Origin of the sequence: Streptomyces sp. MK7, from assembly GCF_032658145.1 — a bacterium.
In the GTDB taxonomy this organism is placed as follows: Bacteria; Actinomycetota; Actinomycetes; order Streptomycetales; family Streptomycetaceae; genus Streptomyces; species Streptomyces spiralis.
In genome coordinates this window covers 357018-378676 of sequence record NZ_JAVACL010000001.1, presented here as the reverse complement: position 1 = coordinate 378676, position 21659 = coordinate 357018, and the positions used below count along the sequence as shown (strand labels likewise).

Genomic DNA, 21659 nt, shown 5'->3' with positions numbered 1-21659 from the left:
CCCACCAGCAATGGCCGACGAGAACACCCCTGTCACGCCTGAAGAAGGCGGCGAGACCGGCCTGCGTGTCGAGCCCGTCGGGCTCGAGACGGAGATGCAGCGCTCGTATCTCGACTACGCGATGTCCGTCATCGTCTCGCGTGCGCTGCCGGACGTGAGGGACGGCCTCAAGCCCGTCCACCGCCGTGTGCTGTACGCCATGTACGACGGCGGCTACCGCCCCGAGCGCGGCTTCTACAAGTGCGCCCGTGTCGTCGGCGACGTCATGGGCAACTACCACCCGCACGGCGACAGCTCCATCTACGACGCACTGGTGCGCCTCGCGCAGCCGTGGGCGATGCGGATGCCGCTGGTGGACTCCAACGGCAACTTCGGCTCGCCGGGCAACGACCCGGCGGCGGCCATGCGCTACACCGAGTGCAAGATGGCGCCGCTGTCGATGGAGATGGTCCGTGACATCGACGAGGAGACCGTCGACTTCACGGACAACTACGACGGCCGCTCCCAGGAGCCGACCGTCCTGCCCTCCCGCTTCCCGAACCTGCTGATCAACGGCTCGGCCGGGATCGCGGTCGGCATGGCGACCAACATCCCGCCGCACAATCTGCGCGAGGTCGCGGCCGGCGCCCAGTGGTACCTGGAGAACCCGGAGGCCTCGCACGAGGAACTCCTGGACGCGCTCATCGAGCGGATCAAGGGCCCGGACTTCCCGACCGGCGCCCTGGTGGTGGGCCGCAAGGGCATCGAGGAGGCCTACCGCACCGGTCGCGGCTCCATCACGATGCGCGCGGTGGTCGAGGTCGAGGAGATCCAGAACCGCCAGTGCCTGGTGGTCACCGAGCTGCCGTACCAGGTGAACCCGGACAACCTGGCGCAGAAGATCGCCGACCTGGTGAAGGACGGCAGGGTCGGCGGCATCGCGGACGTCCGCGACGAGACGAGCTCCCGCACGGGCCAGCGGCTCGTGATCGTGCTGAAGCGGGACGCGGTCGCCAAGGTCGTCCTGAACAACCTCTACAAGCACACCGACCTGCAGACCAACTTCGGCGCCAACATGCTGGCGCTGGTGGACGGCGTGCCGCGCACGCTGTCGCTGGACGCGTTCATCCGCCACTGGGTGACGCACCAGATCGAGGTCGTCGTCCGCCGTACGCGCTTCCGGCTGCGCAAGGCGGAGGAGCGGGCGCACATCCTGCGCGGTCTGCTCAAGGCCCTGGACGCGATCGACGAGGTCATCGCGCTGATCCGGCGCAGCGATACCGTCGAGATCGCGCGTGGCGGTCTGATGGAGCTCCTGGAGATCGACGAGATCCAGGCCAACGCCATCCTCGAGATGCAGCTGCGGCGCCTGGCCGCACTGGAGCGGCAGAAGATCGTCCAGGAGCACGACGAACTCCAGGCGAAGATCAACGAGTACAACGAGATCCTGGCCTCCCCGGTCCGCCAGCGCGGGATCGTCAGCGAGGAGCTGGCCGCGATCGTCGAGAAGTACGGCGACGACCGCCAGACCAAGCTGATCCCGTACGAGGGCGACATGTCCATCGAGGACCTGATCGCCGAGGAGGACATCGTCGTCACGGTCACCCGCGGCGGCTACATCAAGCGGACCAAGACCGACGACTACCGCGCCCAGAAGCGCGGCGGGAAGGGTGTACGCGGGACGAAGCTGAAGGAAGACGACATCGTCGACCACTTCTTCGTCTCCACCACGCACCACTGGCTGCTGTTCTTCACCAACAAGGGCCGGGTGTACCGGGCGAAGGCCTACGAGCTGCCCGACGCCGGCCGGGACGCGCGCGGTCAGCACGTGGCGAACCTGCTGGCCTTCCAGCCGGACGAGGCGATCGCCGAGATCCTCGCCATCCGCGACTACGAGGCGGCCCCGTACCTGGTGCTGGCCACCAAGGCCGGACTGGTCAAGAAGACGCCTCTGAAGGATTACGATTCGCCGCGTTCCGGTGGCGTCATCGCGATCAACCTGCGTGAGCGGGAGGACGGAACCGATGACGAACTGATCGGTGCCGAACTCGTCTCGGCCGACGACGACCTGCTGCTGATCAGCAAGAAGGCCCAGTCGATCAGGTTCACCGCATCGGACGACACCCTGCGTCCCATGGGCCGCGCCACCTCGGGTGTGAAGGGCATGAGCTTCCGCGAGGGCGACGAGCTGCTCTCGATGAATGTTGTTCGAACCGGTACGTTCGTGTTCACTGCCACGGACGGCGGGTACGCGAAGCGGACCGCCGTCGACGAGTACCGCGTCCAGGGTCGCGGTGGCCTCGGCATCAAGGCCGCCAAGATCGTGGAGGACCGTGGTTCGCTGGTCGGCGCGCTGGTGGTCGAGGAGACCGACGAGATCCTCGCCATCACGCTCTCGGGCGGTGTGATCCGTACGCGGGTCAATGAGGTCAGGGAGACGGGCCGTGACACCATGGGCGTCCAACTGATCAACCTGGGCAAGCGCGATGCCGTGGTCGGTATCGCACGCAACGCCGAGGCGGGACGCGAGGCGGAGGAGGTCGACGGCGACGTGGCCGTGGACGAGACCGCCGAGGGTGCCGCGAGCACCGGCACGGACGAGGGTGAGGCGCCCTCGGCCGAGTAGGCACGAGGAGTGAGTCATCGTGAGCGGAGCCACGGGCGCCGGATCGGCCGGTACCTCCACTGGTACGGAGACGGACGGCGGCGGCCGTGGCTCCGCCGCGCGTGCGACGGATTCGCACACGACCAACCTGAAGGCGATCAAGCCGCCCGCGGCCGACGCGCACGCACCCCACACTCACGGATCCCAGGGGGGAACGGTGACGGACACCCGAGGCCCGCAGAGCCCGCAGGCCCAGGCCGGCCCGCCGAGCCACGGCGCGGCCTCCCCGCTGCCGGGCGAGCGGCAGCCGCAGCAGTCGGCGGGGCCGTACCACCCGCCGCAGGCCTACCCGCCTGCCGCGGGAGCCGCCGCCGGCGCACCCCAGGCCGGTTCCGTGCGCCGCCCGCGCACGGGTGCCCGGACGGCGCCGCGCACCCGCAAGGCCCGGCTGCGCGTGGCCAAGGCCGACCCGTGGTCGGTGATGAAGGTCAGCTTCCTGCTCTCCATCGCGCTGGGCATCTGCACGATCGTGGCGGCCGCCGTGCTGTGGATGGTCATGAACGCCATGGGCGTCTTCTCGACGGTCGGCGGAACCATCTCGGAGGCGACCGGCTCGAACGAGTCGAACGGCTTCGACCTGCAGTCCTTCCTGTCGCTGCCGCATGTTCTGATGTTCACGGCGATCATCGCGGTCATCGACGTCGTCCTGGCGACCGCCCTGGCGACCCTCGGGGCGTTCATCTACAACCTCTCCGCGGGCTTCGTCGGCGGCATCGAGCTGACGCTGGCCGAGGACGAGTGACGAGCGCTCCAGGTGTCCGCTGACGGTCCCCCGACAACCGATTTTGGGACTGCCCGCCTCGTGCGCTAATCTTCAGGAGTCAGCGCGCGGGACACACACCGCAGAGCGCGGCGGGGCTATAGCTCAGTTGGTTAGAGCGCATCCCTGATAAGGATGAGGCCACAGGTTCAAATCCTGTTAGCCCCACCAGCACGAAGACCCCCAATCGATCATGGTTGGGGGTCTTTGACATCTACGGGTGACATCAGCCGCTCTGTGTCTGAGCGTCGCCTTTCTGTTGACCCGGCTTCGTGGCCTCATGGGCGGCGAGTTCTTCAGGGGTGCCCATGAAGGCAGGACCGCAGGCAGGAGGCAGGCGGTCGACCACCAGAGTGATGGCTTCCTGCACTGTGGCTACCTGTCCTACCCACTCGGATCGGAGTGGCCCGAGAACCCAGTAGGTGCCCTTGGCACCGGGCGCGATGTAGGGGATGTCCCAGGTCCATCGCGGCTCGGTGCAACGGCTGAAGTGAAGCTCGCCCATTCCTGTCCCGATCAGTGGGTCTTCCAGAGGCTCGGCGAGCATGCCCACCGCTTCGCGCTCACTGTCGCCGACGACGTGCGTGTAGACGTCCATGGTCATGCTGATCTGGCTGTGCCGCAGGATGGCTTGGGCGATCTTTGGGTGCACCTTCAGGAAGGCGAGCGGGGTGCCGCAGGTATGCCGAGCGAGGCTGACCGTGATCCGGCGGACGCCGGCCCTGACACCCGACTGTCACGCCGCTGACAGGCGGTGCGGGGGGACTGACACGGGGGTGCGGGTCCGGGACGGCGGGGAAACGCGAGGATCCCCGGCCGGGGGTGGCCGGGGATCCTCGTGGGTTTCGGTTCCGGAGATGCTGTACGCAGTTCGCCGTTACGTCAATGGGTGCGGGTTGCGGGGGCCCGGCGCTGCCGGGCCGGCGCTGTCAGCGCTGGAGGGGAATGGTGGGGCGGGCCGGCGGTTCGGCGGGGGCGCACTGCGGATCGGTGGCCAGCGAGGGATTGTCGCCCAGCGGGCGGTGCCGGCAGCTGGGGGACTTTCCGTGGGCCTCGGCCCGGATCCGCTGCTTCATCGTGGGGGGCAGGGACCGAAGATGGGTCCTGGACCATGGGGAGGACGTCGCCTGTTCCGGTAGCGCCCGCAGCCGGGTGCTGGTGCTCTTGGATGCCTTGTCCGACTGCGGCGCGGCGTTCGCCGCCCCGGCCGTCGTGGTGATGAGTCCGAGCGCCGTGCAGAGCGCGAGGAAGGCGGTGACGATGGCGGTCCACAGCTTGACGACCTTGTGCTGGTCCATGGCCCCTCACTTTCGGGTTGGGCGATTTGCGTACTTTGCTCATGATGTGTATGAGCCCCGCGAAGTGGTGGACCGACGCTCGTGGCGCGTCGTTCTTCGGATGAACACCACTCGGATGGACGCATGAAGGGCGAGAAAGTGCGGAGAGTCGGCGGCCCACGCAGGTCACCGATCGGTATCGGCCGGTGTGTATAGTCGGGCGCCAGAGGTCCCCTACGTCAAGGAAAGACGAGGTCGCGCGGTGAAGAAGCTTCTCCTGGTCGCACTGGCCGCCATCGGCGGGCTCCTCGTGTACCGCCAGATCCAGGCGGATCGCGCCGAGCAGGATCTGTGGACGGAGGCGACTGACTCCGTGCCCACGGGTTCGTGAGCACCGACATCCCAGACTGAGCAGGCCCCGACCGCCGTTGCGGTCGGGGCTTTGTGTTGCGAGGTCGCGGCTTCTGAGGTAGCGGTCACCTCGTGAGGCGGGTGTTTCGGACGCTCGTACGGAACGCGCGGATGGCGCAACGCTGTGCGGGGCAGGATGGGCGACGTCCGAAGCGGCGGCGAACGCGAGGGGGCGCGGGATGAGACGGCCCACGGCTGGACGGGGGCCCATGGCGAAGCGGCGGGTCTCGGCAGGACGGCCGGCCTCGGTGGGGCCGCCGGTTTCGGTGGGGCTGCCGGTTTCGGTGGGGCGGGCCGTCGTCGTACGCCTCGCCGTCGTCGTGGCGGTGCTGGGCCTGGTGGTGGCCGCCGTACCGGTGACGAGCGCGGTCGCGGACGGCACGCCGGGCGGATACGGCTTCACCGACGGCGCCGGGTCCGTCGCCGGGGCCACCACGACCTCGGGCGCGAAGAGCCTGGAGCCCGGCCGCGTCTACAGGAGCTCCCTGCCGGCGAACGGCAGGCTCTACTACCGCCTCGACCTCGACGCCACCTCCACCGCCTACCTCTCCGCCACCGCCGTCCCCGGCACGGGCACCACGGTCTCCGCCACCGACGGCCTGCGCGTCTCCGTGCGGGACGCCCAGGGCAACGCCTGCTCCTACCAGGCCACCCGCTTCGGTACGAGCCGCAGCGCGCACCCGATCGCCGCGTGGGGCACGCGCGAAGCATCCCCGGGCCATGCGCTGTGCCGGGGAGCCGGTGCGTATTACGTCCTTGTCGAACGCATCGCCGCCACGGGCTCCTCGCCGGACGCCTGGCCTTTGGAGCTGGCCGCCGTGACGGAGCCGGCCCTGGAGCGGTCCGGTGCGACGAGGGCGCCGCAGACATGGGACTCGGCCTCGCCGGAGCCGGCCGGCGGGCACGCGGTGGACCGGGCGGGCGGCTCCGGTTTCGCCCGGGCCGCGACGGTCGGCCAAGGGGTCTGGCGGGACCGGATCCGGCCCGGTCAGACGCTCTTCTACCGGGTGCCGGTGGACTGGGGACAGCAGCTGAACGCCCTCGCCGAGCTGGGCGGTGCCGGCGGCGGCAGCGGCTACGCCGACGGCGCGCTGACGCTGTCGCTCTACAACCCGGTCCGGGGCTACGTCGAGGACGCGTACGCCGGTTACAGCGGCCGGCCCGCCTCCGCCGCGCTCGTGCCCCTGCCTCCCGTCGCCTACGCCAACCGCTACGGATTCGCCGACCAGGTGAAGGCCATGCGGTTCGCGGGCTCCTACTACCTGGTCGTGCACCTCGCCGCCCAGACCGCCGGCACCTTCGGCGATGACCCCTACGGCCTGACCCTGCGGGTGCGGGTGGACGGTACGGCACGGCCGGGGCCGGGGTACGCGGGTCGCTCCGAGCCGCGGCACCTGTTCGAGGTCACGGCCGGGGACCGACGGGCGGCGACCGAGGCCGGTGCCGGCGGTGGCTCCGCCGCGCTGCGCGCGCTCGCGGTGGGCGGCATCGGCGCGGGGACCGTCCTGCTGCTCGTCCTCGGGGTGTGGACGGTGGCCGCCCGGCGGCGGGCGGGGGCCAGGTAGGGCGACGACCGGGCGGCGGCCCTCAGAACCGGGCCAGTGCCCAGAACCCCACGGCGTAGCAGACCAGCGCGAGGAGCAGCAGCGGGATCGCCACCTTGGCGGGCGGACCGGGGCGACGGGGAGGTGCGGCGCGGTGCGGTGAGCTCGCCGGCGCCGGAGGGGGAGCCGCCGGAAGAGGAACCGCCCGCGGGGGGACGCGCGGGTCCTCGGCGGTGTACGAGGCCGTAGGGACAGTAGGGGCATCAGAGGCAGCGGACGCGGCGGAGGCCGCAGAGGCGGGCTCCTGGGGACGTACCGGCGGAGGCAGGCGGAAACTGCCGGTGTCCTCGTCGGACGGCAGCGCACGGGTGGGCGTCCGGCCTGTCCCGGACTCCTCGGCACCGTCGGATCCGCCGGCGCCGAGGGTCCGCTCGGGGCCGTTCGGACCGAAACCCGGCGGCAGGGGGCCGAGTTGGTCGAAGACCTCGATGTGCTCCTCGTCCGGCCCCGGCTCCGGCAGCAGCTCGGCGGCCGCGGCGAGGGCCTTGCGCGCCCCTGTGGCCGTACGGAACCGGGCCAGCGGGTCCGGTTGCAGCAGTGCCGCCAGGACCTGCCACAACGGCTCGGGAACGCCCTTGGGAGCACTCGGAGTTCCCTGTTCCGCGAAGTACTCCACGAGCGCCTTGGCGTCCGGCTTGGCGCCCTGCAGCAGATACAGGGCGACCAGGCCGGTGGCGAACAGGTCGGCGGGGAAGTCCGGTTCCGCGCCCATCATCTGCTCCGGGGCGAGGTAACCGGGCGTCCCCACGACGAGATCGGCCTCCGTCAGCCGGGGCTCGCCCAGCCGCATGGCGATGCCGAAGTCGGACAGCCGCAGTCTGGGGCGGCCCGTGCCGGTGGCTTCCAGGAGCACGTTGGCGGGCTTGATGTCGCGGTGCACGACACCTTCCGCGTGCACGGCGGCGAGTCCCGACAGCAACTGGTCGAGGAGAGTGCAGACGAACGGCGCGGGCAGCGGGCCGTAGTCGCCGACCAGGTGGACCAGCGAGCCACCGGCCACCAGATCCATGGTGAACAGGACCTTGTCGTCGTCGGCGGCCCAGCTGGCCGGTGCCAGCACATGGGGGTGGTCGATCCGCAGCGCCTGCTCCCGCACGAAGCGCAGCAGCGAGTGCGCGTCGCGCTGCTGCAGCACCTTCGCGGCGACGTACCGCCGGCGCCGGTGGTCCCAGACGCGCCAGACCGCGCCGACCCCGCCGCGGCCGATCGGGTCGGCCAGCTCGTACCGGCCGGCGAAGACCTCACCCATGGCTGTGCGTCGCTCCTCCCCCTGCGGTCACCCCCCTTGCCTCCCCCGCGATACGCGCCGCGACGCCTTTCGCGGCGTCAGTTCTGGTGGGTCTGGTAGTGGGCGACCGCGTCCGAGGTGCGGCCGGCGCCGTAGACCCGGAGGAACTCCGCCAGTTCGGGGTGGGTGGGAGCGAGGCTGTCCGCCGCCTCGATGATGTCGCCGGCGGCGGCGACGGAGCGGAGCAGCGACTGGATCTCACGGACCACGCGCTTGACCGTCGGCGCTCCCGAACTGCTGGTCGTCTGCGTGACGTTGCTGAGCACCGAGCCCCCCTGTGACCTCTTGATCTCATCCATGCGCTCGGTCGCCTCGGCCGCGCTGACGCTGCCGTCCGCCACCTGGCCCGCGAGTTCCTGCAGCAGTTGCACCCGCTGGACGACCGCCGGATTGCCGATCTTCGCGCGCTGGCCGCTCATCAGCTGTGACAGCATCGGCGCCGACAGCCCCAGTACCCCCGCCAGGCGCGCCTGGTTGAGCCCCAGGTCGTCTATGAGCTTACGGAACAGCGCGCCCAACGGCTCCCCGTACCAGTTCCGCTGCAGTTCCCGCGCTCTCGCGGTGGCTTCCTGCTGTGCGGCGTCCATTGCGTCTCCCCATCGCTTCCCCGACTACCGTGGTTCGCTGTAGCGAACCACGCGGAGCATCTTACGGAGAGTGGTCGGCAACGGGGACCCCCAATCTTTTTGCGAGATCCGGGGGGTGACCCGGTACTCTGGTCTGCGGCACCCGACCGGCGCGCGGTTCGTCCGGGCGGATGCTCCTCTTCGGGGCCTTAGCTCAGTTGGTAGAGCGCTGTCTTTGCATGGCAGATGTCAGGGGTTCGACTCCCCTAGGCTCCACCGCATCAAAGCCCACCTGACCTGCGGAAACGCTGGCCGGGTGGGCTTTTTCGCGCAGTCGGCGCGCACGGCGGCCGCCGCTGGATCCCCGTCCCGATCAACCTCACACGGTGCGCCCTGAAGGGGCATTTTTGACTCAAAGGCGCGTCAACGGTGCATAGAGGACGGTCGGCGGGACGGAGCAGGTGTGCGGCGCATGGACGGGCACGGTGCGAGCGGAGGCGATCCGTGCGGAATCCGATGCGCCGGTGACGAGGGCCTGGCCCTGGCCGTCGCGCGCGAGCGGCACCTGCTCGACCAGTTGCCCGTCCCCGTCGTCTTCTTCGGCAGGGACCGCCGGCTGGCATGGCTGAACCACGCCGCCGCCCTGGTCGTGAACCGGCCGCCGGAGGCGCTGCTGGGGCTGCTCGCCGGGGAGATCGAGCCCGGGGTCCCCATCGAGGGCGGCCACGAGTTCGCCGAGGCCGTCGGCCGGGTGATGCGGACCGGCGAGCCCGAGTCGTGGCAGAGCACGCTCACGCTGGACGGCGCGCAGCACGCATGGCGGGTCACGCTCTCCCCGGTGCGGAGCCCGCAGGGCGAACTCCTCGGGGTGTCCGCCGCCACCCTGGACACCACCGAGCAGTTCTGGGCACGGCGCCGGATGGCGGTGCTCAGCCAGGCCAGCGCACGGATCGGCAGCACCCTGGACGTCCGGCACACCGCACGGGAGCTGGCGGAACTGGCCACCGAGAGCTTCGCCGAGCGCGTGACCGTCGACCTCCTCGCAAAGGTGTGGAACACCGAGGGGAGCGGGACCGGGCCCGGCGGCGGGGCAACCGAACCGGGCGGCGGCGCCATCGAGTTCCGTCGTGCCGCGTCGGCTTCGGCTCCCGACTGCCCGGCGGAGCCGGGCGCGGCGACCGGCGGCGTGCACTCCGTCGCGCGCGACTCGCTGACCGGGCGCGTCCTGGAGGACGGCGAGCCCCGCGGGGACGTCTCCCCGACGCCCGACGCCCCGGACGAGGACCGGTCACCGCCGAACGGAACCGGGACAGCGACACCGAACGGGACGGGCGAGCCGCCCGCGGACCGTGCCGCACTCCTCGTCCCCATGGTGGCCCGCGACACCACCCTGGGCCTGGTGACCTTCGCCCGGCGCCGCCCCCACCCCACCTTCGACAAGGCCGATGTCCACCTGGCCCGCGACCTGGCCGCCCGCACCGCCGTCTGCCTGGACAACTGCCTGCGCTACAGCCGGGAGCGGCAGACCGCCCTCGCCCTGCAACGCGGCCTGCTGCCCGACCACGCCGCCGAGCACCAGGCCGTGGACATCGCCTCCTGCTGTCTGCAGAGCACGAGCGCCACGGGCATCGGCGGCGACTGGTTCGACGTCGTGCCGCTCTCCGGAGCCCGGGTCGCCCTGGCCGTCGGCGATGTCGTCGGGACCGGTATCCGCGCCACCGCGACCATGGGCAGGATGCGTACGGCCGTACGAACGCTGGCCGCCGTGGAGCTGGCCCCCGACGAGCTGCTCACCCATCTCGACGACATCGTGATCACACTGGACCAGGAGGAGGCGGCCCACGCGGGCGGTGTGTCGCGGGCGCCACCTGCCTGTACGCCGCCTACGACCCGGTCTCCGGGCGCTGCGCCATCGCCTCCGCGGGCCACCCCGAGCCGGTTCTGGTCCACCCCGACGGCCATGTCGAGCAGCTCGCGGTGGCGTCCGGTCCCCCGCTGGGACAGGGCGGCATCAAGTTCGAGGCAGCCGAGTTCCCTCTTCCGACGGGCAGCCGTCTCGCGCTCTACACCAACGGGCTCCTGCACGCCTCCGCCAAGGGCCCCGAGACGGCACGGGCCGAACTGCACGCACTGCTCGCCCGCCCGGCGGAGTCGCTCCAGACGTGTGCGACCGCGTGATCACACACCTGGTACCGGCCCAGCCCGCCGAGGACGTGGCTCTTCTTCTCGCCCGCCCCCACCGCCTCGGCGCCGGCCGGCCGGCCTCATGGGAGCTGCCCCGCGACCCGGAGGCCGTCGCGCCCGCCCGGGAACGCGCGGCCGGCCGGCTGCGGGAGTGGGGCTCGGGGAGGGCGTCGCCTTCACCACCGAGCTGATCACCAGCGAGCTGGTCACCAACGCCATCCGCTATGGCGCCGACCCCGTCGTGCTGCAGCTGATCCGGGACACCTCGTCGCTGATCTGCGAGGTCTCCGACGGCAGCAGCACCGCCCCGCATCTGCGCCGGGCCCGTACCTACGACGAGGGTGGCCGCGGACTGCTGCTCGTCGCGAGCCTCACCCAGCGCTGGGGCACCCGCTACGGCGACAGCGGCAAGACGATCTGGGCGGAGCAGCCGCTGAGCCAGGGCTGACGCGGAGACCCAAGGCTGACGCGGAGACCCAGCGCTGACGCGGGCGTGTCGCGAAAGCCCGCACAACGGAGGGTCGCCCGCGTACCGTACGTACGCGGGCGACCCCGGACAGCGTGCGGCGGGCGCGGTCAGCCCTGGTCGTCGCGGTCCGCCGCCTCCTCCTCGGCCTCCTTCGCCTCGACCTCGGGGTCCAGGACCGACTGGCCGCTGCCGTCCACCGAGGACAGCCGACCGGACTCGGGGACCTCGGTCGCGGCCGGCGGCTCCACCAGCCAGTCGGGGTTGGCCTGCTTGTCCCACCACTTCCAGGCGGCGAAGGCACCGCCCGCGAGCACGCCCACCAGAGCGATCACCCTGGCGACGCGACCGGCCCGGGCCCGCCGGCTCCGCCTGCGGGCGAGCTTCTGGATCTTCCGGGCCGGGACCTGGCCGCGCAGCGCGACCAGTGCGGCGGCACCCCGCGCGGTGGCCTCGTCCGCGACCGGCCCGGCCGCGGCCATCGCCTGCTCGATGCGCGGCCGGGACACCGCCACCGCCTGTTCGATCCGCGGCCTGGAGTACTTGGCGGCCTGCCGGGCGGCCTGGTCTAGCTTCGGCGGCACATGTGTCATGGCCTGCGTGCGGGCCTGCTCCAGCCGGGGGGCGACATGGGCGCCGTACTGCACACGGGCCTGGTCGGCGGCCAGGGAGACCTTCGGCGCCAGCCGTACGCGTGCCTCGTGCGCGTAGTGCGCGGCCCTTTCCCTGGCCGTGTCGGCGTAGGGCGCCACCACTTCCGCGGCGTGCAGCACGCTGTCCTTCGCCGAGCCGGTCGCGGCGCGCACGCTGTCGATGCGGGTCACGGGTTCCTCCTCCTCGGTGGCGTACGGTAATTCGACTTTCCACCCATTTACGGATCATGCCTGCCGACGAGCCCGTGAGCATGTGCGCACGGGCATCCGGGTCACGGTCACGGGAAGACGGTGGAAGGGTGATAGCGGATGAATACGGAGCAACGGGAGCTTGTCGATGACAATGCCACGGATCGCCGCGCAGCGCTCCCGACCCGAGAGGACTGACCCCGAATTCCGCAACCGATTCCGGCGGATGTCCGCCCGGACGCCGGGCGCCGGGCGACGCCCGGCGCGTGCCGTGCGAGGATCGGAGGGTCAAGAAGAGACAACGGAAGGCAGATCGTGGCTGAGCAGCTCTACGCCACCCTGAAGACCAACCACGGCGACATCGAGATCCGGCTCCTGCCGGACCATGCCCCCAAGACGGTCCGCAACTTCGTGGAGCTCGCCAAGGGCGAGCGCGAGTGGACGCACCCCGCCACCGGCGAGAAGTCCACGGCGAAGCTGTACGACGGCACGGTCTTCCACCGGGTGATCAGCGGTTTCATGATCCAGGGCGGTGACCCGCTGGGCAACGGCACCGGCGGCCCCGGCTACACGTTCGAGGACGAGTTCCACCCGGACCTCGCCTTCAACAAGCCCTACCTGCTGGCGATGGCCAACGCGGGCCCCGGCACCAACGGCTCGCAGTTCTTCATCACCGTCGCCCCGACGGCCTGGCTGTCCCGCAAGCACACCATCTTCGGCGAGGTCACCGACCCGGCCAGCCAGAAGGTCGTCGACGCCATCGCGACCACGAAGACCAACCGAAACGACCGCCCGCTCAACGACGTGGTCATCGAGTCGGTCGTCATCGAGTCCCGCGGGGCCTGAACCAACGGCTCGCAGGGAACCAATCGCCCCGCTCGTCCGTAAGGATGAGCGGGGCGGTGCGTTGGCACGGCGAGTCGTGCACCGTCCACAGCGAACTTGAGGGGACCCCATGGAACAGGCGCCAGGCGGCCGGTCGGAGGCACGCAGCAGCGTGCCCACCTGCTACCGGCACCCCGACCGCGAGACCGGCGTCCGCTGCACCCGCTGCGAGCGGCCGATCTGCCCGGAGTGCATGGTCGACGCCTCCGTGGGCTTCCAGTGCCCGGACTGCGTCCGCGCAGGGTCCGGCACGGGCCACCCCCCGGCCGCGTCCCGGCCCCGGACGATCGCCGGTGGCAGCGTGGCCGCCGACCCGCGTCTGATCACCAAGCTGCTGATCGGCATCAACCTGGCCGCGTTCCTGGTCCAGCTGTCCCTCGGAGACCGCTTCACCAATCGGTTCGAGCTGATCGGCCAGGCCTACGTCCCCCTCCTGGGCGGCATCGAGGGCGTCGCGCATGGCCAGTACTACCGGCTGCTGACCGCGATGTTCCTGCACGGCAGCTACATCCACATTCTGTTCAACATGCTCAGCCTGTGGTGGATCGGCGGTCCCCTGGAAGCGGCCCTCGGCCGTGCCCGCTACCTGGCCCTCTACTTCGTCTCCGGACTGGCCGGCAGCGCGCTCACCTACCTGGTCGCCGCCCCCAACCAGCCCTCCCTCGGCGCCTCCGGCGCCATCTTCGGCCTCTTCGGCGCCACCGCCGTCCTGATGCGACGGCTCAACTACGACATGCGCCCCGTCATCGCCCTGCTGGTGGTCAACCTGATCATCACCTTCGGCTGGGCCAACATCGCCTGGCAGGCCCACATCGGCGGCCTGGTCGCCGGTGTGATCGTCGGCTACGCGATGGTCCACGCACCGCGTGAGCGGCGTGCGCTGGTGCAGTACGGGACGTGCGCGCTGGTGCTGGCGGTCATCGTCGTCATGACCCTCGCCAGAACCGTCCAGCTCACCTGAGGACGGGGCGAGGACGGGCCGTGTCCGCTTGTCGCCGCTCCGTTGTCCACCGTTGTCCACAGTGTGTGCCGAATCTTGTGCACCGTGTGCGGGAACAACTGTGCCCCCTGCTGCTCACCTGTATTTGTGCAGGTCAGGCAGAGGGCAAAGGGGTGGTGACGGGGTGGTGTGACAGTCGTACCGGTGTCAACGGGGGACTGGTTATCCACAGATCGTCGGGTTTTCCCCAGGGGTATGTGGAAATTTTTGCAGGCTGTGGATAACTCAGCGGATAGCCGTGGGCAGAGCTGGATCCGGCCCGCGGTTCACCCGGCGGCTACCCCTACTTCCACTGTGTGGAGACGCCGAATCCGGCCGCGATGAAGCCGAAGCCGACCACGATGTTCCAGTTGTCCAGCGCGTCGATGGGCAGCGAGCCGTCGGTCACGTAGAAGACGACGATCCAGGCCAGGCCGATGACGAACATGGCCAGCATCACGGGGGCCACCCAGCCGCGGCTCTCCAGCTTCAGGGCCGTCGCCTGCTTCGCGGGCGGCGGCGTGTAGTCGGCCTTCTTGCGGATACGTGACTTCGGCACGAGGGTCTCTCCTGTCGATGCGCTGCGTGGCCGCGCAGGGGAACTGGGCTGGCTCCGGGGGTGTACAAGGGGACTGCTGGGGGAAACCCCGCGCTCCCCCGGGCGTCCGTTAGCGTAGTGCTTCCGTGGCGCCGAAGGAGATAAGGGTACGTTGAGCAATTCTGCCGACTCTCCGGGGACCGGATCCAGTCCGGCCCGCACGCCCCGTTTCCGGCCCGTGCGGATCCTCACGGTGGCCGTTTTCGCCCTCGCCGGGCTGATCTTCTTCACCAGTTTCAACACGGCCAAGGGCACCAATATCCGGACGGACGCCTCACTGCTGAAGCTGTCGGACCTCATCCAGGAACGCAGCCGCAAGAACAAGGAGCTGGACGAGTCCAACGCGGCCCTGCGCCACGACGTCGAGTCCCTCGCCGAGAGCGACGACGGCAGCACCAAGGCGCAGGACGACAAACTGGCCGGTCTGGAGAACAGCGCGGGGACGCGGCCGGTCAAGGGGAAGGCCGTCACGGTCACGCTCGACGACGCCCCGCCGAACGCCACCGCCAAGCTCCCCGGCTACCCGGAGCCGCAGCCCGACTACCTGGTCATCCACCAGCAGGACCTCCAGGCCGTGGTCAACGCGCTGTGGCACGCCGGCGCCCGGGGCATCAAGGTCATGGACCAGCGGCTGATCTCCACCAGCGCGGTGCGCTGCGTGGGCAACACCCTGATCCTCCAGGGCCGCGTCTACTCCCCGCCGTACAAGATCACGGCGGTCGGCGACCCGGGAAAGCTCCAGCAGGCGCTCGCGGACTCCCCCGCGATCCAGAACTACATGGTGTACGTCAACGTCTACGGCCTCGGCTGGAAGGTCACCGAGGACGGGACGGTGACCCTGCCCGGCTACTCGGGCACGGTGGACCTGCACTACGCCCAGCCCGTGAAGTAGCCGCCCGGGCCTGTTCCCCGAGGCCGGGAAACCGAGGGCGCCGCGCCGTTAGTCTGGTGGCGTACGGCGTGAGTGGTGGCGTGCGGCGTGAGTCTGGTGCCGTGGTGAGACGGAAGGGACGGCATGTACGGCTGGATCTGGCGGCATCTGCCGGGGAACGCCTGGGTGAGGGCGCTGATCTCACTGGTCCTGGTCCTGGCCGTGGTCTACGTCCTGTTCCAGTACGTCTTTCCGTGGGCCGAACCGCTGCTGCCCTTCAACGATGTGACGGTGAACAACCAGTGACTGCGCGGATCCTCGTCGTCGACAACTACGACAGCTTCGTCTTCAACCTCGTCCAGTACCTGTACCAGCTCGGCGCCGAGTGCGAGGTGCTGCGCAACGACGAGGTGTCCACGGCGCACGCCCAGGACGGCTTCGACGGCGTGCTGCTCTCGCCGGGGCCGGGCACGCCCGAGCAGGCCGGCGTGTGTGTGGACATGGTGCGCCACTGCGCCGTGACCGGTGTCCCCGTCTTCGGCGTGTGCCTGGGCATGCAGTCCATGCAGGTGGCGTACGGCGGCGTGGTGGACCGGGCGCCGGAGCTGCTGCACGGCAAGACCTCCCTGGTGGAGCACGAGGGCAAGGGTGTCTTCGCCGGGCTGCCCTCCCCGTTCACGGCGACCCGCTACCACTCCTTGGCCGCGATGCCGCCGACCGTGCCCGACGAGCTGGAGGTCACCGCCCGTACCCACGACGGCATCATCATGGGCCTGCGCCACCGGGAACTGCCCGTGGAGGGCGTGCAGTTCCATCCCGAGTCCGTGCTCACCGAACACGGGCACCGGATGCTGGCCAACTGGCTGGCGGAGTGCGGCGACCAGGGTGCCGTGGCGAGGTCTGCGGGGCTCGCCCCGGTGGTGGGCAGGGCCACGGCGTGACCGCGCTGCGCCCCGAGCGCGAGTCCGGTGCCGAGTGGTACGGATCCTCCGAGGGCTACGACGCCCCCGCGGATCCGTACGCCTCGGTGCCGTACGACTCGCCCGACCCGGCGGCGCCGTACGCGGGCTCCCTCACCGAGGAGACGATGGGGCTGCGGGTCCCCGAGCCGCCGCCCCCCAGGGCCTCAGGAGGCTCACGGGGCACCACAGCGGCCGGAGCGGCCGGAGGGGCGCCCGGAACGCCCGGGACGCCCGGAGGCCCCCAGGGCGGCCGCGCGGCCCGCAGAAAGGCCGCCAGAGGCCGCCACGGACGCCAAGCGCGCACAGGCCGCCACGGGGCCGGTGTGCACGCTGCCGGACGTTCCTCACCGGGAGGGGACGGGACGCCCGAGGAGCAGCCGGCCGTTCCCCTGACCCGGGTGGAGGCGCGCCGGCTCGCGCGGGCGCGCAAGCCGGGCCCGGGTGTGGTCGTCAGCCGGGTCATCGGCGAGGCGTTCATCACCACCGGTGTGCTGATGCTGCTGTTCGTCACCTACCAGCTGTGGTGGACGAACGTCCGGGCCCACGCGCAGGCGGGCAACGAGGCGCACCAGCTGCAGAACGACTGGGCGAGCGGCAAGCGCAGCCCGGGGGTCTTCGAGCCGGGGCAGGGCTTCGCCATCCTGCACATCCCGAAGCTGGACGTGGTGGTGCCGATCGCCGAGGGCACCAGCAAGACGAAGGTGCTGGACAAGGGCATGGTCGGGCACTACGGCCGGGGGGACCTCAACACGGCGATGCCGGACGCCAGGACGGGCAACTTCGGGCTCGCCGGCCACCGCAACACGCATGGCGAGCCGTTCCGGTACATCAACAGGCTCGAGCCGGGCGATCCGATCGTCGTGGAGACGCAGGACACCTACTTCGTCTACAAGATGACGTCGATGCTGCCGGTGACGTCGCCGGCCAACATCAGTGTCCTGGACCCGGTTCCCAAGGGATCGGGGTTCACCGGACCCGGCCGCTACATCACACTGACCACCTGCACACCGGAGTTCACCAGCAAGTACCGGTTGATCGTCTGGGGCAAGATGGTCGAGGAACGGCCGCGCAGCAAGGGCAAGCCGGATGCGCTCGTCAGTTAAAGGGCGGATGAACAGTGGCAGCGACCACGGACGACACGGCAGAGCACACCGACGACGGCCCCGCGCCGCGCTCGCGCCGACGGGGCGGTGGCCGGCGGGGCGGGGGCCGGGTGGCCCTGGCCGTCAGCGTCTTCGGTGAACTCCTCATCACGGCCGGCCTGGTGCTCGGCCTGTTCGTCGTCTACTCCCTGTGGTGGACCAATGTGATAGCGGACCGCAAGGCCGACCGGCAGGGCCACAGGATCCGCGACGAGTGGGCGCACTCCGCGCCCGGCGGCCCCGGCGCGCTGGACACCAAGGACGGCATCGGCTTCCTGCACGTGCCGGCCATGCACAACGGTGAGGTCCTGGTGAAGAAGGGCACGTCGACGGACGTCCTGAACGACGGCGTGGCCGGCTACTACGTCGACCCGGTCAAGGCGACCCTGCCGATGACCGGCAAGACGGGCAACTTCACCCTCGCCGCCCACCGGGACGGCCACGGCGCGAAGTTCCACAACATCGACAAGATCGAGAAGGGCGACCCGATCGTCTTCGAGACCCGGGACAAGTGGTACGTCTACAAGGTCTACGACATCCTGCCCGAGACCTCGAAGTTCAACGTCGACGTCCTCACCCCGGTCCCGAAGGAGTCGGGCGTGACCAAGCCCGGCCGCTACATCACCCTGACGACCTGCACGCCGGTGTACACGAGCCGGTACCGGTATGTGGTGTGGGGGGAGCTGGTGCATGTGGACAAGGTGGACAGCAAGCGGACGCCGCCGAAGGAGCTGCGGGGCTGACAGACCCTCTTGGACAGGGGTGGTCACCTAACATGGCGGAGGCCCGAAGCCGCAACCTTCCTTTGCGGCTTCGGGCCTTCTGCTGCCGTCCTCGGTCCTACTTCAGGACCCTGAGCATGTCACCCGCAGCCCACTTCTCCAGCAGCCCGCGGTGTACGACGGTGATGCCGGCCTGCTCGGCGATGCTGAGGGCGTCAGGTGTGAAGCGGCACGTCGCCACGAAGAGCGCGACGTCCGAGGCGTGAAGGACCTTTGCGGAGCCGACGAACTTCTGCACCTCCGGGCTGGTGATCCGCAGGTGGGGCGCGAACCTCTTGCACTGGGCGACGAGGCGTCGGCCGTCGGAGGTGAGTGCGGTGATGTCGACGCCCCGGTCTCCGTGGCGGCCGAGTACGACGACGTCGGTGCAGCCGTCGCGCCGTAGAAGCGTGGCGATGTGGTGCTCGAACTCACGGCCGCTCATGGCGTCCATGGCCGCCATGACCCCGGCGAGGGGACGATCCTCGCGGGGGCTCTCCAGCCTCCGCAGACGCGCCTGGTGCTGCTGCAGCCGCCTCTCGATGTGCTGGACGCCTGCCCGGAGCGCGATCAGCTCCCTGCGGTGCTCGCCTGACGTCTCGATCAGGGCGTTGAACATGGGGACGACGGTTTTGCCCAGGATGTGCGTGATGCGCTGGTCGATGCGGTCGTCGAGGGAGGCGGCGTCGGGCTGCGGTGAGTTTTCCACAGGCTGTGTGCGCGCCAGGTACTCCATGTCGAGGAGGTAGGTGCGTACCTGGCGGGCGACGTCGCTGTCACGGAGGAGCATGGCGACGTTGAGGACGGCGCGGCGGGGGTAGATGGTGAGGCTCCGACGTGCTTGTGGATAACTGTCCGTCGAGAGTGACACGTTGTCACTCTCGAATTGCCGCAGGTCAGCGCCTCGCAGTACTGCCATGCCGTTGGCTTGCAGCTCTTCGCGATGGCGCTTGGTCAGCTGACGGACAACTTCGACGGTGACCTCGAAGTACGCCGCGACCATCGCGGTCGTCACATGCATCCCGTCCGGCAGCAGCGACAGTGCCTTCACCCTGTCGAGTACGTCCGTACGGTCGAGCACGCTGTCGCGCAGGCTCCTCGATTCCAGGAGCGCCGAGTCGTTGATCATGTTCTGCCCTTCTGTTCGTGTGGGCCGGGTGGCCAGGGCAGAGAGCCGCGAGTCCCCACCCCGACCGGTCAACGAATGACCGACATGTGAAGACACGAGCGAAGTGCGAGCAGATGTGCGTTTGAGCGGCGGGGCCGGATGCGACGGAGCCTCGGTTCCCCTGGGGTGGGGAACCGAGGCTCCGTTCGTCGGGCTCGGGGTCGGCCGGGCGGTCAGCCGAAGAGGCCGCCGTTGTTGTTGCCGCCGTTGTTGTTGCCTCCGCCGCCGAAGGTGGTCAGGGTGATCTGCGTGGCGTCGGGGTTGTCGACCGGCGTTCCCGGCTTCGGGTCCTGGTCGACGACGAGGGCGTTGGGGTCGTTGGTGCCGTTGAACGCGATGGCGTTGAAACCGTTCTGCTGCAGGATCTGCGTGGCCTGCGCCACCGTCTTGCCGCGCACGCCGGGCACCTTGGTCTTCTGCTGCTGGACCTGCTGTCCGATCTGGATGGTCACCTTGGAGCCCTTGTCGACCTGCTGGCCCTGGCCCGGGACGGTCGAGATGACCTTGCCGGCCTGGTTGGGGTCGGTGTTGGGCACCTCGGTGCACTCGCCGGTGAGGTTGTTCGCCTCCATCTGCTTCTTGGCGTCCTCGCAGGACTGGCCGGTGACCTGGGGGACGGTGGCCTTCTCGGCGGGCTTGGCGACGGTGAGGGTGATCGTCGAGCCCTTCTCGACCTCCTTGTCCCCCGTGGGGTCCTGGGAGATGACGACGCCCTCGGGCCGGTCGGAGACTTCGGTCTTCTGCTCGACCTTGAAGCCCTTGTCCGTCAGCTGGGACTGGGCCTTGTCGAAGGTGAGGCCCGTCACGTCCGGAACCAGGACCTTCGGCGCCCCCGTCGACACCGTGAGGGTGACGCTGGTGCCCTTCTCGACCTCGGTGCCCTTGGCCGGGTCCTGGTCGCAGACCTTGCCCTTGGGCTCGTTCTCGCAGGGCTTCTGGGTGAAGGTCGCCTTCAGGCCGACGTTCTCCGCCATGGACCTCGCGTCCGCCCTCGTCTGGTCGACGAAGTTCGGCACCGGCACCTTGTCGTTGGCCGCGCTCTCGCCGTTGAAGACCCACTTGCCGATCAGGATGGCTCCGACGAGCACCAGGACGCCGGCGACGACCAGGAGGATCGTCGAGGTGTTCGACTTCTTCGGCTGGCGGCGCCGGTCGGGGCGCTCGTCGTAGCCGTAGCCGCCGTCGTCCGGGTTCATCGGCGGCAGCATCGTCGTGGCAGGGGCGCCCGCGTCGGAGCGCAGGGCCGTGGTCGGCTGGTCGTCGGGGTAGCCGCCGTAGTTCACCGCGCCCATCGCGGCCGTGGCCGCGACCGGCTGGCCGTCGAGGCAGGCCTCGATGTCGGCGCGCATCTCGTCGGCCGACTGGTAGCGGTAGTCGGGGTCCTTGACCAGCGCCCGCAGCACGATCGCGTCCATCTCGGGCGTGATCTCCGGGTCGAAGACGCTCGGTGGCTGGGGTTCCTCCCGCACGTGCTGGTAGGCCACCGCGACCGGGGAGTCGCCCACGAACGGCGGGCGGACCGTCAGCAGCTCGTAGAGCAGGCAACCCGTCGAGTACAGGTCCGAACGTGCGTCGACCTGCTCGCCCTTGGCCTGCTCCGGGGAGAGGTACTGGGCGGTGCCGATGACCGCGGCGGTCTGCGTCATCGTCATGCCGGAGTCGCCCATGGCGCGGGCGATGCCGAAGTCCATCACCTTGACCTGGCCGTTGCGGGTCAGCATGACGTTGGCCGGCTTGATGTCGCGGTGGACGATGCCGTTGCGGTGGGCGTACTCCAGGCCCTGGAGGATGCCGACGGTCATCTCCATGGCCCGTTCGGGCAGCAGCTTGCGGCCGCTGTGGAGAAGCTCACGGAGTGTGGAGCCGTCGACGTACTCCATGACGATGTACGGGATCGAGACCCCGTCGATGTAGTCCTCGCCCGTGTCGTAGACCGCGACGATCGCGGGATGGTTGAGCGAGGCGGCCGACTGGGCCTCCCGGCGGAACCGGGCCTGGAAGGACGGGTCGCGCGCCAGGTCGGCGCGCAGCGTCTTCACCGCCACGGTGCGGCCCAGGCGGGTGTCATGCGCGAGGTACACCTCCGCCATGCCACCACGGCCGAGCACCTGGCCCAGCTCGTACCGGCCGCCGAGGCGACGCGGCTCTTCCATAGCTACCTACCAGCCCTCTCCGTCGGTCCCGACCGGCACCACGTGTGCCGCCGGAGCTGCCGTCCGGGCCTACCGTACCCGGCTCGCTTTGTGTGACC

21 protein-coding genes, 2 tRNA genes and 1 pseudogene are annotated in these 21659 nt (G+C 70.1%); 16 read left to right on the top strand and 8 right to left on the bottom strand.

The features are described 5' to 3' along the window. Positions 1-10: 10 nt before the first annotated feature. The 3 genes from gyrA (at position 11) to R2S09_RS01700 (ending at position 3575) form a co-directional block, all read left to right on the top strand. Positions 11-2605, top strand: coding sequence for a DNA gyrase subunit A (gene gyrA, locus R2S09_RS01710; RefSeq protein ID WP_306184591.1), 2595 nt, complete (start codon positions 11-13; stop codon positions 2603-2605). A 19-nt stretch (positions 2606-2624) separates the two neighbouring features. Next, positions 2625-3386: a DUF3566 domain-containing protein gene (locus tag R2S09_RS01705; protein WP_306184593.1), complete on the top strand. Its 762-nt coding sequence runs from the start codon at positions 2625-2627 to the stop codon at positions 3384-3386. Positions 3387-3498: 112 nt separating this feature from the next. Beyond that, positions 3499-3575 (top strand) — tRNA-Ile (locus tag R2S09_RS01700). 55 nt (positions 3576-3630) lie between these two features. Here the strand turns inward: R2S09_RS01700 and R2S09_RS01695 are convergent. Further along, entirely contained in the window at positions 3631-4008 is a 378-nt protein-coding gene (locus R2S09_RS01695) for a DUF6193 family natural product biosynthesis protein (protein ID WP_399143907.1), read from the bottom strand. Between the two features lie 325 nt (positions 4009-4333). After that, entirely contained in the window at positions 4334-4702 is a 369-nt protein-coding gene (locus R2S09_RS01685) for a DUF6344 domain-containing protein (protein WP_306184595.1), read from the bottom strand. 241 nt (positions 4703-4943) lie between these two features. On the opposite strand from R2S09_RS01685, the gene R2S09_RS01680 reads away from it, so the two are divergent. Together R2S09_RS01680 and R2S09_RS01675 are read left to right on the top strand one after the other, a co-directional pair. Then, on the top strand, positions 4944-5072 hold the full coding sequence (locus R2S09_RS01680; RefSeq protein ID WP_003999697.1) for a DLW-39 family protein: 129 nt from the start codon (positions 4944-4946) through the stop codon (positions 5070-5072). A gap of 229 nt (positions 5073-5301) precedes the next feature. After that, entirely contained in the window at positions 5302-6657 is a 1356-nt protein-coding gene (locus tag R2S09_RS01675; RefSeq protein WP_316739350.1) for a hypothetical protein, read from the top strand. Positions 6658-6679: 22 nt separating this feature from the next. On the opposite strand, the gene R2S09_RS01670 is transcribed toward R2S09_RS01675, so the two are convergent. Both R2S09_RS01670 and R2S09_RS01665 read right to left on the bottom strand, forming a co-directional pair. Continuing rightward, positions 6680-7945 carry a serine/threonine-protein kinase gene (locus tag R2S09_RS01670; RefSeq protein ID WP_316739349.1) on the bottom strand — a complete coding sequence of 422 codons (1266 nt, stop codon included), beginning with the start codon at positions 7943-7945 and terminating at the stop codon, positions 6680-6682. A 77-nt stretch (positions 7946-8022) separates the two neighbouring features. Then, the gene (locus tag R2S09_RS01665) at positions 8023-8571 is read right to left on the bottom strand and encodes a DNA-binding protein (RefSeq protein ID WP_306184600.1); all 549 of its coding nucleotides are present in this window, start codon (positions 8569-8571) and stop codon (positions 8023-8025) included. A 182-nt stretch (positions 8572-8753) separates the two neighbouring features. Here R2S09_RS01665 and R2S09_RS01660 point away from each other — a divergent pair. The 4 genes and pseudogenes from R2S09_RS01660 to R2S09_RS40505 all read left to right on the top strand — a co-directional run bounded on the left by R2S09_RS01660 (position 8754) and on the right by R2S09_RS40505 (position 11182). Further along, positions 8754-8826, top strand: a tRNA-Ala gene (locus R2S09_RS01660). 196 nt (positions 8827-9022) lie between these two features. Then, a pseudogene (locus tag R2S09_RS01655) lies at positions 9023-10369 on the top strand (PAS domain-containing protein); the annotation flags it as partial. Positions 10370-10422: 53 nt separating this feature from the next. Further along, positions 10423-10728: a PP2C family protein-serine/threonine phosphatase gene (locus R2S09_RS01650; RefSeq protein ID WP_316739584.1), complete on the top strand. Its 306-nt coding sequence runs from the start codon at positions 10423-10425 to the stop codon at positions 10726-10728. Between the two features lie 88 nt (positions 10729-10816). Continuing rightward, positions 10817-11182, top strand: coding sequence for an ATP-binding protein (locus tag R2S09_RS40505; protein ID WP_399143913.1), 366 nt, complete (start codon positions 10817-10819; stop codon positions 11180-11182). A gap of 128 nt (positions 11183-11310) precedes the next feature. On the opposite strand, the gene R2S09_RS01645 is transcribed toward R2S09_RS40505, so the two are convergent. Next, positions 11311-12024: a DUF5324 family protein gene (locus tag R2S09_RS01645; protein ID WP_306184602.1), complete on the bottom strand. Its 714-nt coding sequence runs from the start codon at positions 12022-12024 to the stop codon at positions 11311-11313. Positions 12025-12357: 333 nt separating this feature from the next. On the opposite strand from R2S09_RS01645, the gene R2S09_RS01640 reads away from it, so the two are divergent. Together R2S09_RS01640 and R2S09_RS01635 are read left to right on the top strand one after the other, a co-directional pair. After that, a complete protein-coding gene (locus R2S09_RS01640; RefSeq protein ID WP_306184604.1) occupies positions 12358-12888 on the top strand; it encodes a peptidylprolyl isomerase in 531 nt (176 codons plus the stop codon). A gap of 109 nt (positions 12889-12997) precedes the next feature. Then, positions 12998-13888: a rhomboid family intramembrane serine protease gene (locus R2S09_RS01635; RefSeq protein WP_306184606.1), complete on the top strand. Its 891-nt coding sequence runs from the start codon at positions 12998-13000 to the stop codon at positions 13886-13888. Positions 13889-14210: 322 nt separating this feature from the next. Here R2S09_RS01635 and crgA read toward each other — a convergent pair whose 3' ends face one another. After that, entirely contained in the window at positions 14211-14465 is a 255-nt protein-coding gene (gene crgA, locus R2S09_RS01630; protein ID WP_030181722.1) for a cell division protein CrgA, read from the bottom strand. A gap of 151 nt (positions 14466-14616) precedes the next feature. On the opposite strand from crgA, the gene R2S09_RS01625 reads away from it, so the two are divergent. The 5 genes from R2S09_RS01625 to R2S09_RS01605 all read left to right on the top strand — a co-directional run bounded on the left by R2S09_RS01625 (position 14617) and on the right by R2S09_RS01605 (position 18222). Continuing rightward, positions 14617-15396 carry a DUF881 domain-containing protein gene (locus R2S09_RS01625; RefSeq protein ID WP_316739345.1) on the top strand — a complete coding sequence of 260 codons (780 nt, stop codon included), beginning with the start codon at positions 14617-14619 and terminating at the stop codon, positions 15394-15396. A 123-nt stretch (positions 15397-15519) separates the two neighbouring features. Next, positions 15520-15681 carry a hypothetical protein gene (locus tag R2S09_RS01620; RefSeq protein WP_030181717.1) on the top strand — a complete coding sequence of 54 codons (162 nt, stop codon included), beginning with the start codon at positions 15520-15522 and terminating at the stop codon, positions 15679-15681. Then, positions 15678-16316, top strand: coding sequence for an aminodeoxychorismate/anthranilate synthase component II (locus R2S09_RS01615; RefSeq protein ID WP_306184612.1), 639 nt, complete (start codon positions 15678-15680; stop codon positions 16314-16316). The genes R2S09_RS01620 and R2S09_RS01615 overlap by 4 nt, the downstream gene beginning before the upstream one ends. Next, positions 16313-17440 carry a class E sortase gene (locus tag R2S09_RS01610; RefSeq protein ID WP_306184614.1) on the top strand — a complete coding sequence of 376 codons (1128 nt, stop codon included), beginning with the start codon at positions 16313-16315 and terminating at the stop codon, positions 17438-17440. The genes R2S09_RS01615 and R2S09_RS01610 overlap by 4 nt, the downstream gene beginning before the upstream one ends. Before the next feature lie 14 nt (positions 17441-17454). After that, positions 17455-18222 (top strand): class E sortase, encoded by a 768-nt coding sequence (locus R2S09_RS01605; RefSeq protein WP_316739339.1) that lies wholly within the window; start codon positions 17455-17457, stop codon positions 18220-18222. A gap of 97 nt (positions 18223-18319) precedes the next feature. On the opposite strand, the gene R2S09_RS01600 is transcribed toward R2S09_RS01605, so the two are convergent. Together R2S09_RS01600 and pknB are read right to left on the bottom strand one after the other, a co-directional pair. Further along, positions 18320-19369: a restriction endonuclease gene (locus R2S09_RS01600; RefSeq protein WP_316739338.1), complete on the bottom strand. Its 1050-nt coding sequence runs from the start codon at positions 19367-19369 to the stop codon at positions 18320-18322. Between the two features lie 212 nt (positions 19370-19581). After that, positions 19582-21561, bottom strand: a complete 1980-nt coding sequence (pknB, locus tag R2S09_RS01595; RefSeq protein ID WP_316739336.1) for a Stk1 family PASTA domain-containing Ser/Thr kinase — start codon at positions 21559-21561, stop codon at positions 19582-19584. Positions 21562-21659 lie beyond the last annotated feature (98 nt).

What these genes read in the sequence shown, in the direction of transcription:
- gyrA (WP_306184591.1), top strand. Translation starts at nt 11, where the DNA reads ATGGCCGACGAGAACACCCCTGTCACGCCTGAAGAAGGCGGCGAGACC.
- R2S09_RS01695 (WP_399143907.1), bottom strand. Translation starts at nt 4,008, where the DNA reads ATGACCATGGACGTCTACACGCACGTCGTCGGCGACAGTGAGCGCGAA.
- R2S09_RS01685 (WP_306184595.1), bottom strand. Translation starts at nt 4,702, where the DNA reads ATGGACCAGCACAAGGTCGTCAAGCTGTGGACCGCCATCGTCACCGCC.
- R2S09_RS01675 (WP_316739350.1), top strand. Translation starts at nt 5,302, where the DNA reads ATGGCGAAGCGGCGGGTCTCGGCAGGACGGCCGGCCTCGGTGGGGCCG.
- R2S09_RS01670 (WP_316739349.1), bottom strand. Translation starts at nt 7,945, where the DNA reads ATGGGTGAGGTCTTCGCCGGCCGGTACGAGCTGGCCGACCCGATCGGC.
- R2S09_RS01665 (WP_306184600.1), bottom strand. Translation starts at nt 8,571, where the DNA reads ATGGACGCCGCACAGCAGGAAGCCACCGCGAGAGCGCGGGAACTGCAG.
- R2S09_RS40505 (WP_399143913.1), top strand. Translation starts at nt 10,817, where the DNA reads ATGGGAGCTGCCCCGCGACCCGGAGGCCGTCGCGCCCGCCCGGGAACG.
- R2S09_RS01635 (WP_306184606.1), top strand. Translation starts at nt 12,998, where the DNA reads ATGGAACAGGCGCCAGGCGGCCGGTCGGAGGCACGCAGCAGCGTGCCC.
- R2S09_RS01620 (WP_030181717.1), top strand. Translation starts at nt 15,520, where the DNA reads ATGTACGGCTGGATCTGGCGGCATCTGCCGGGGAACGCCTGGGTGAGG.
- R2S09_RS01600 (WP_316739338.1), bottom strand. Translation starts at nt 19,369, where the DNA reads ATGATCAACGACTCGGCGCTCCTGGAATCGAGGAGCCTGCGCGACAGC.
- pknB (WP_316739336.1), bottom strand. Translation starts at nt 21,561, where the DNA reads ATGGAAGAGCCGCGTCGCCTCGGCGGCCGGTACGAGCTGGGCCAGGTG.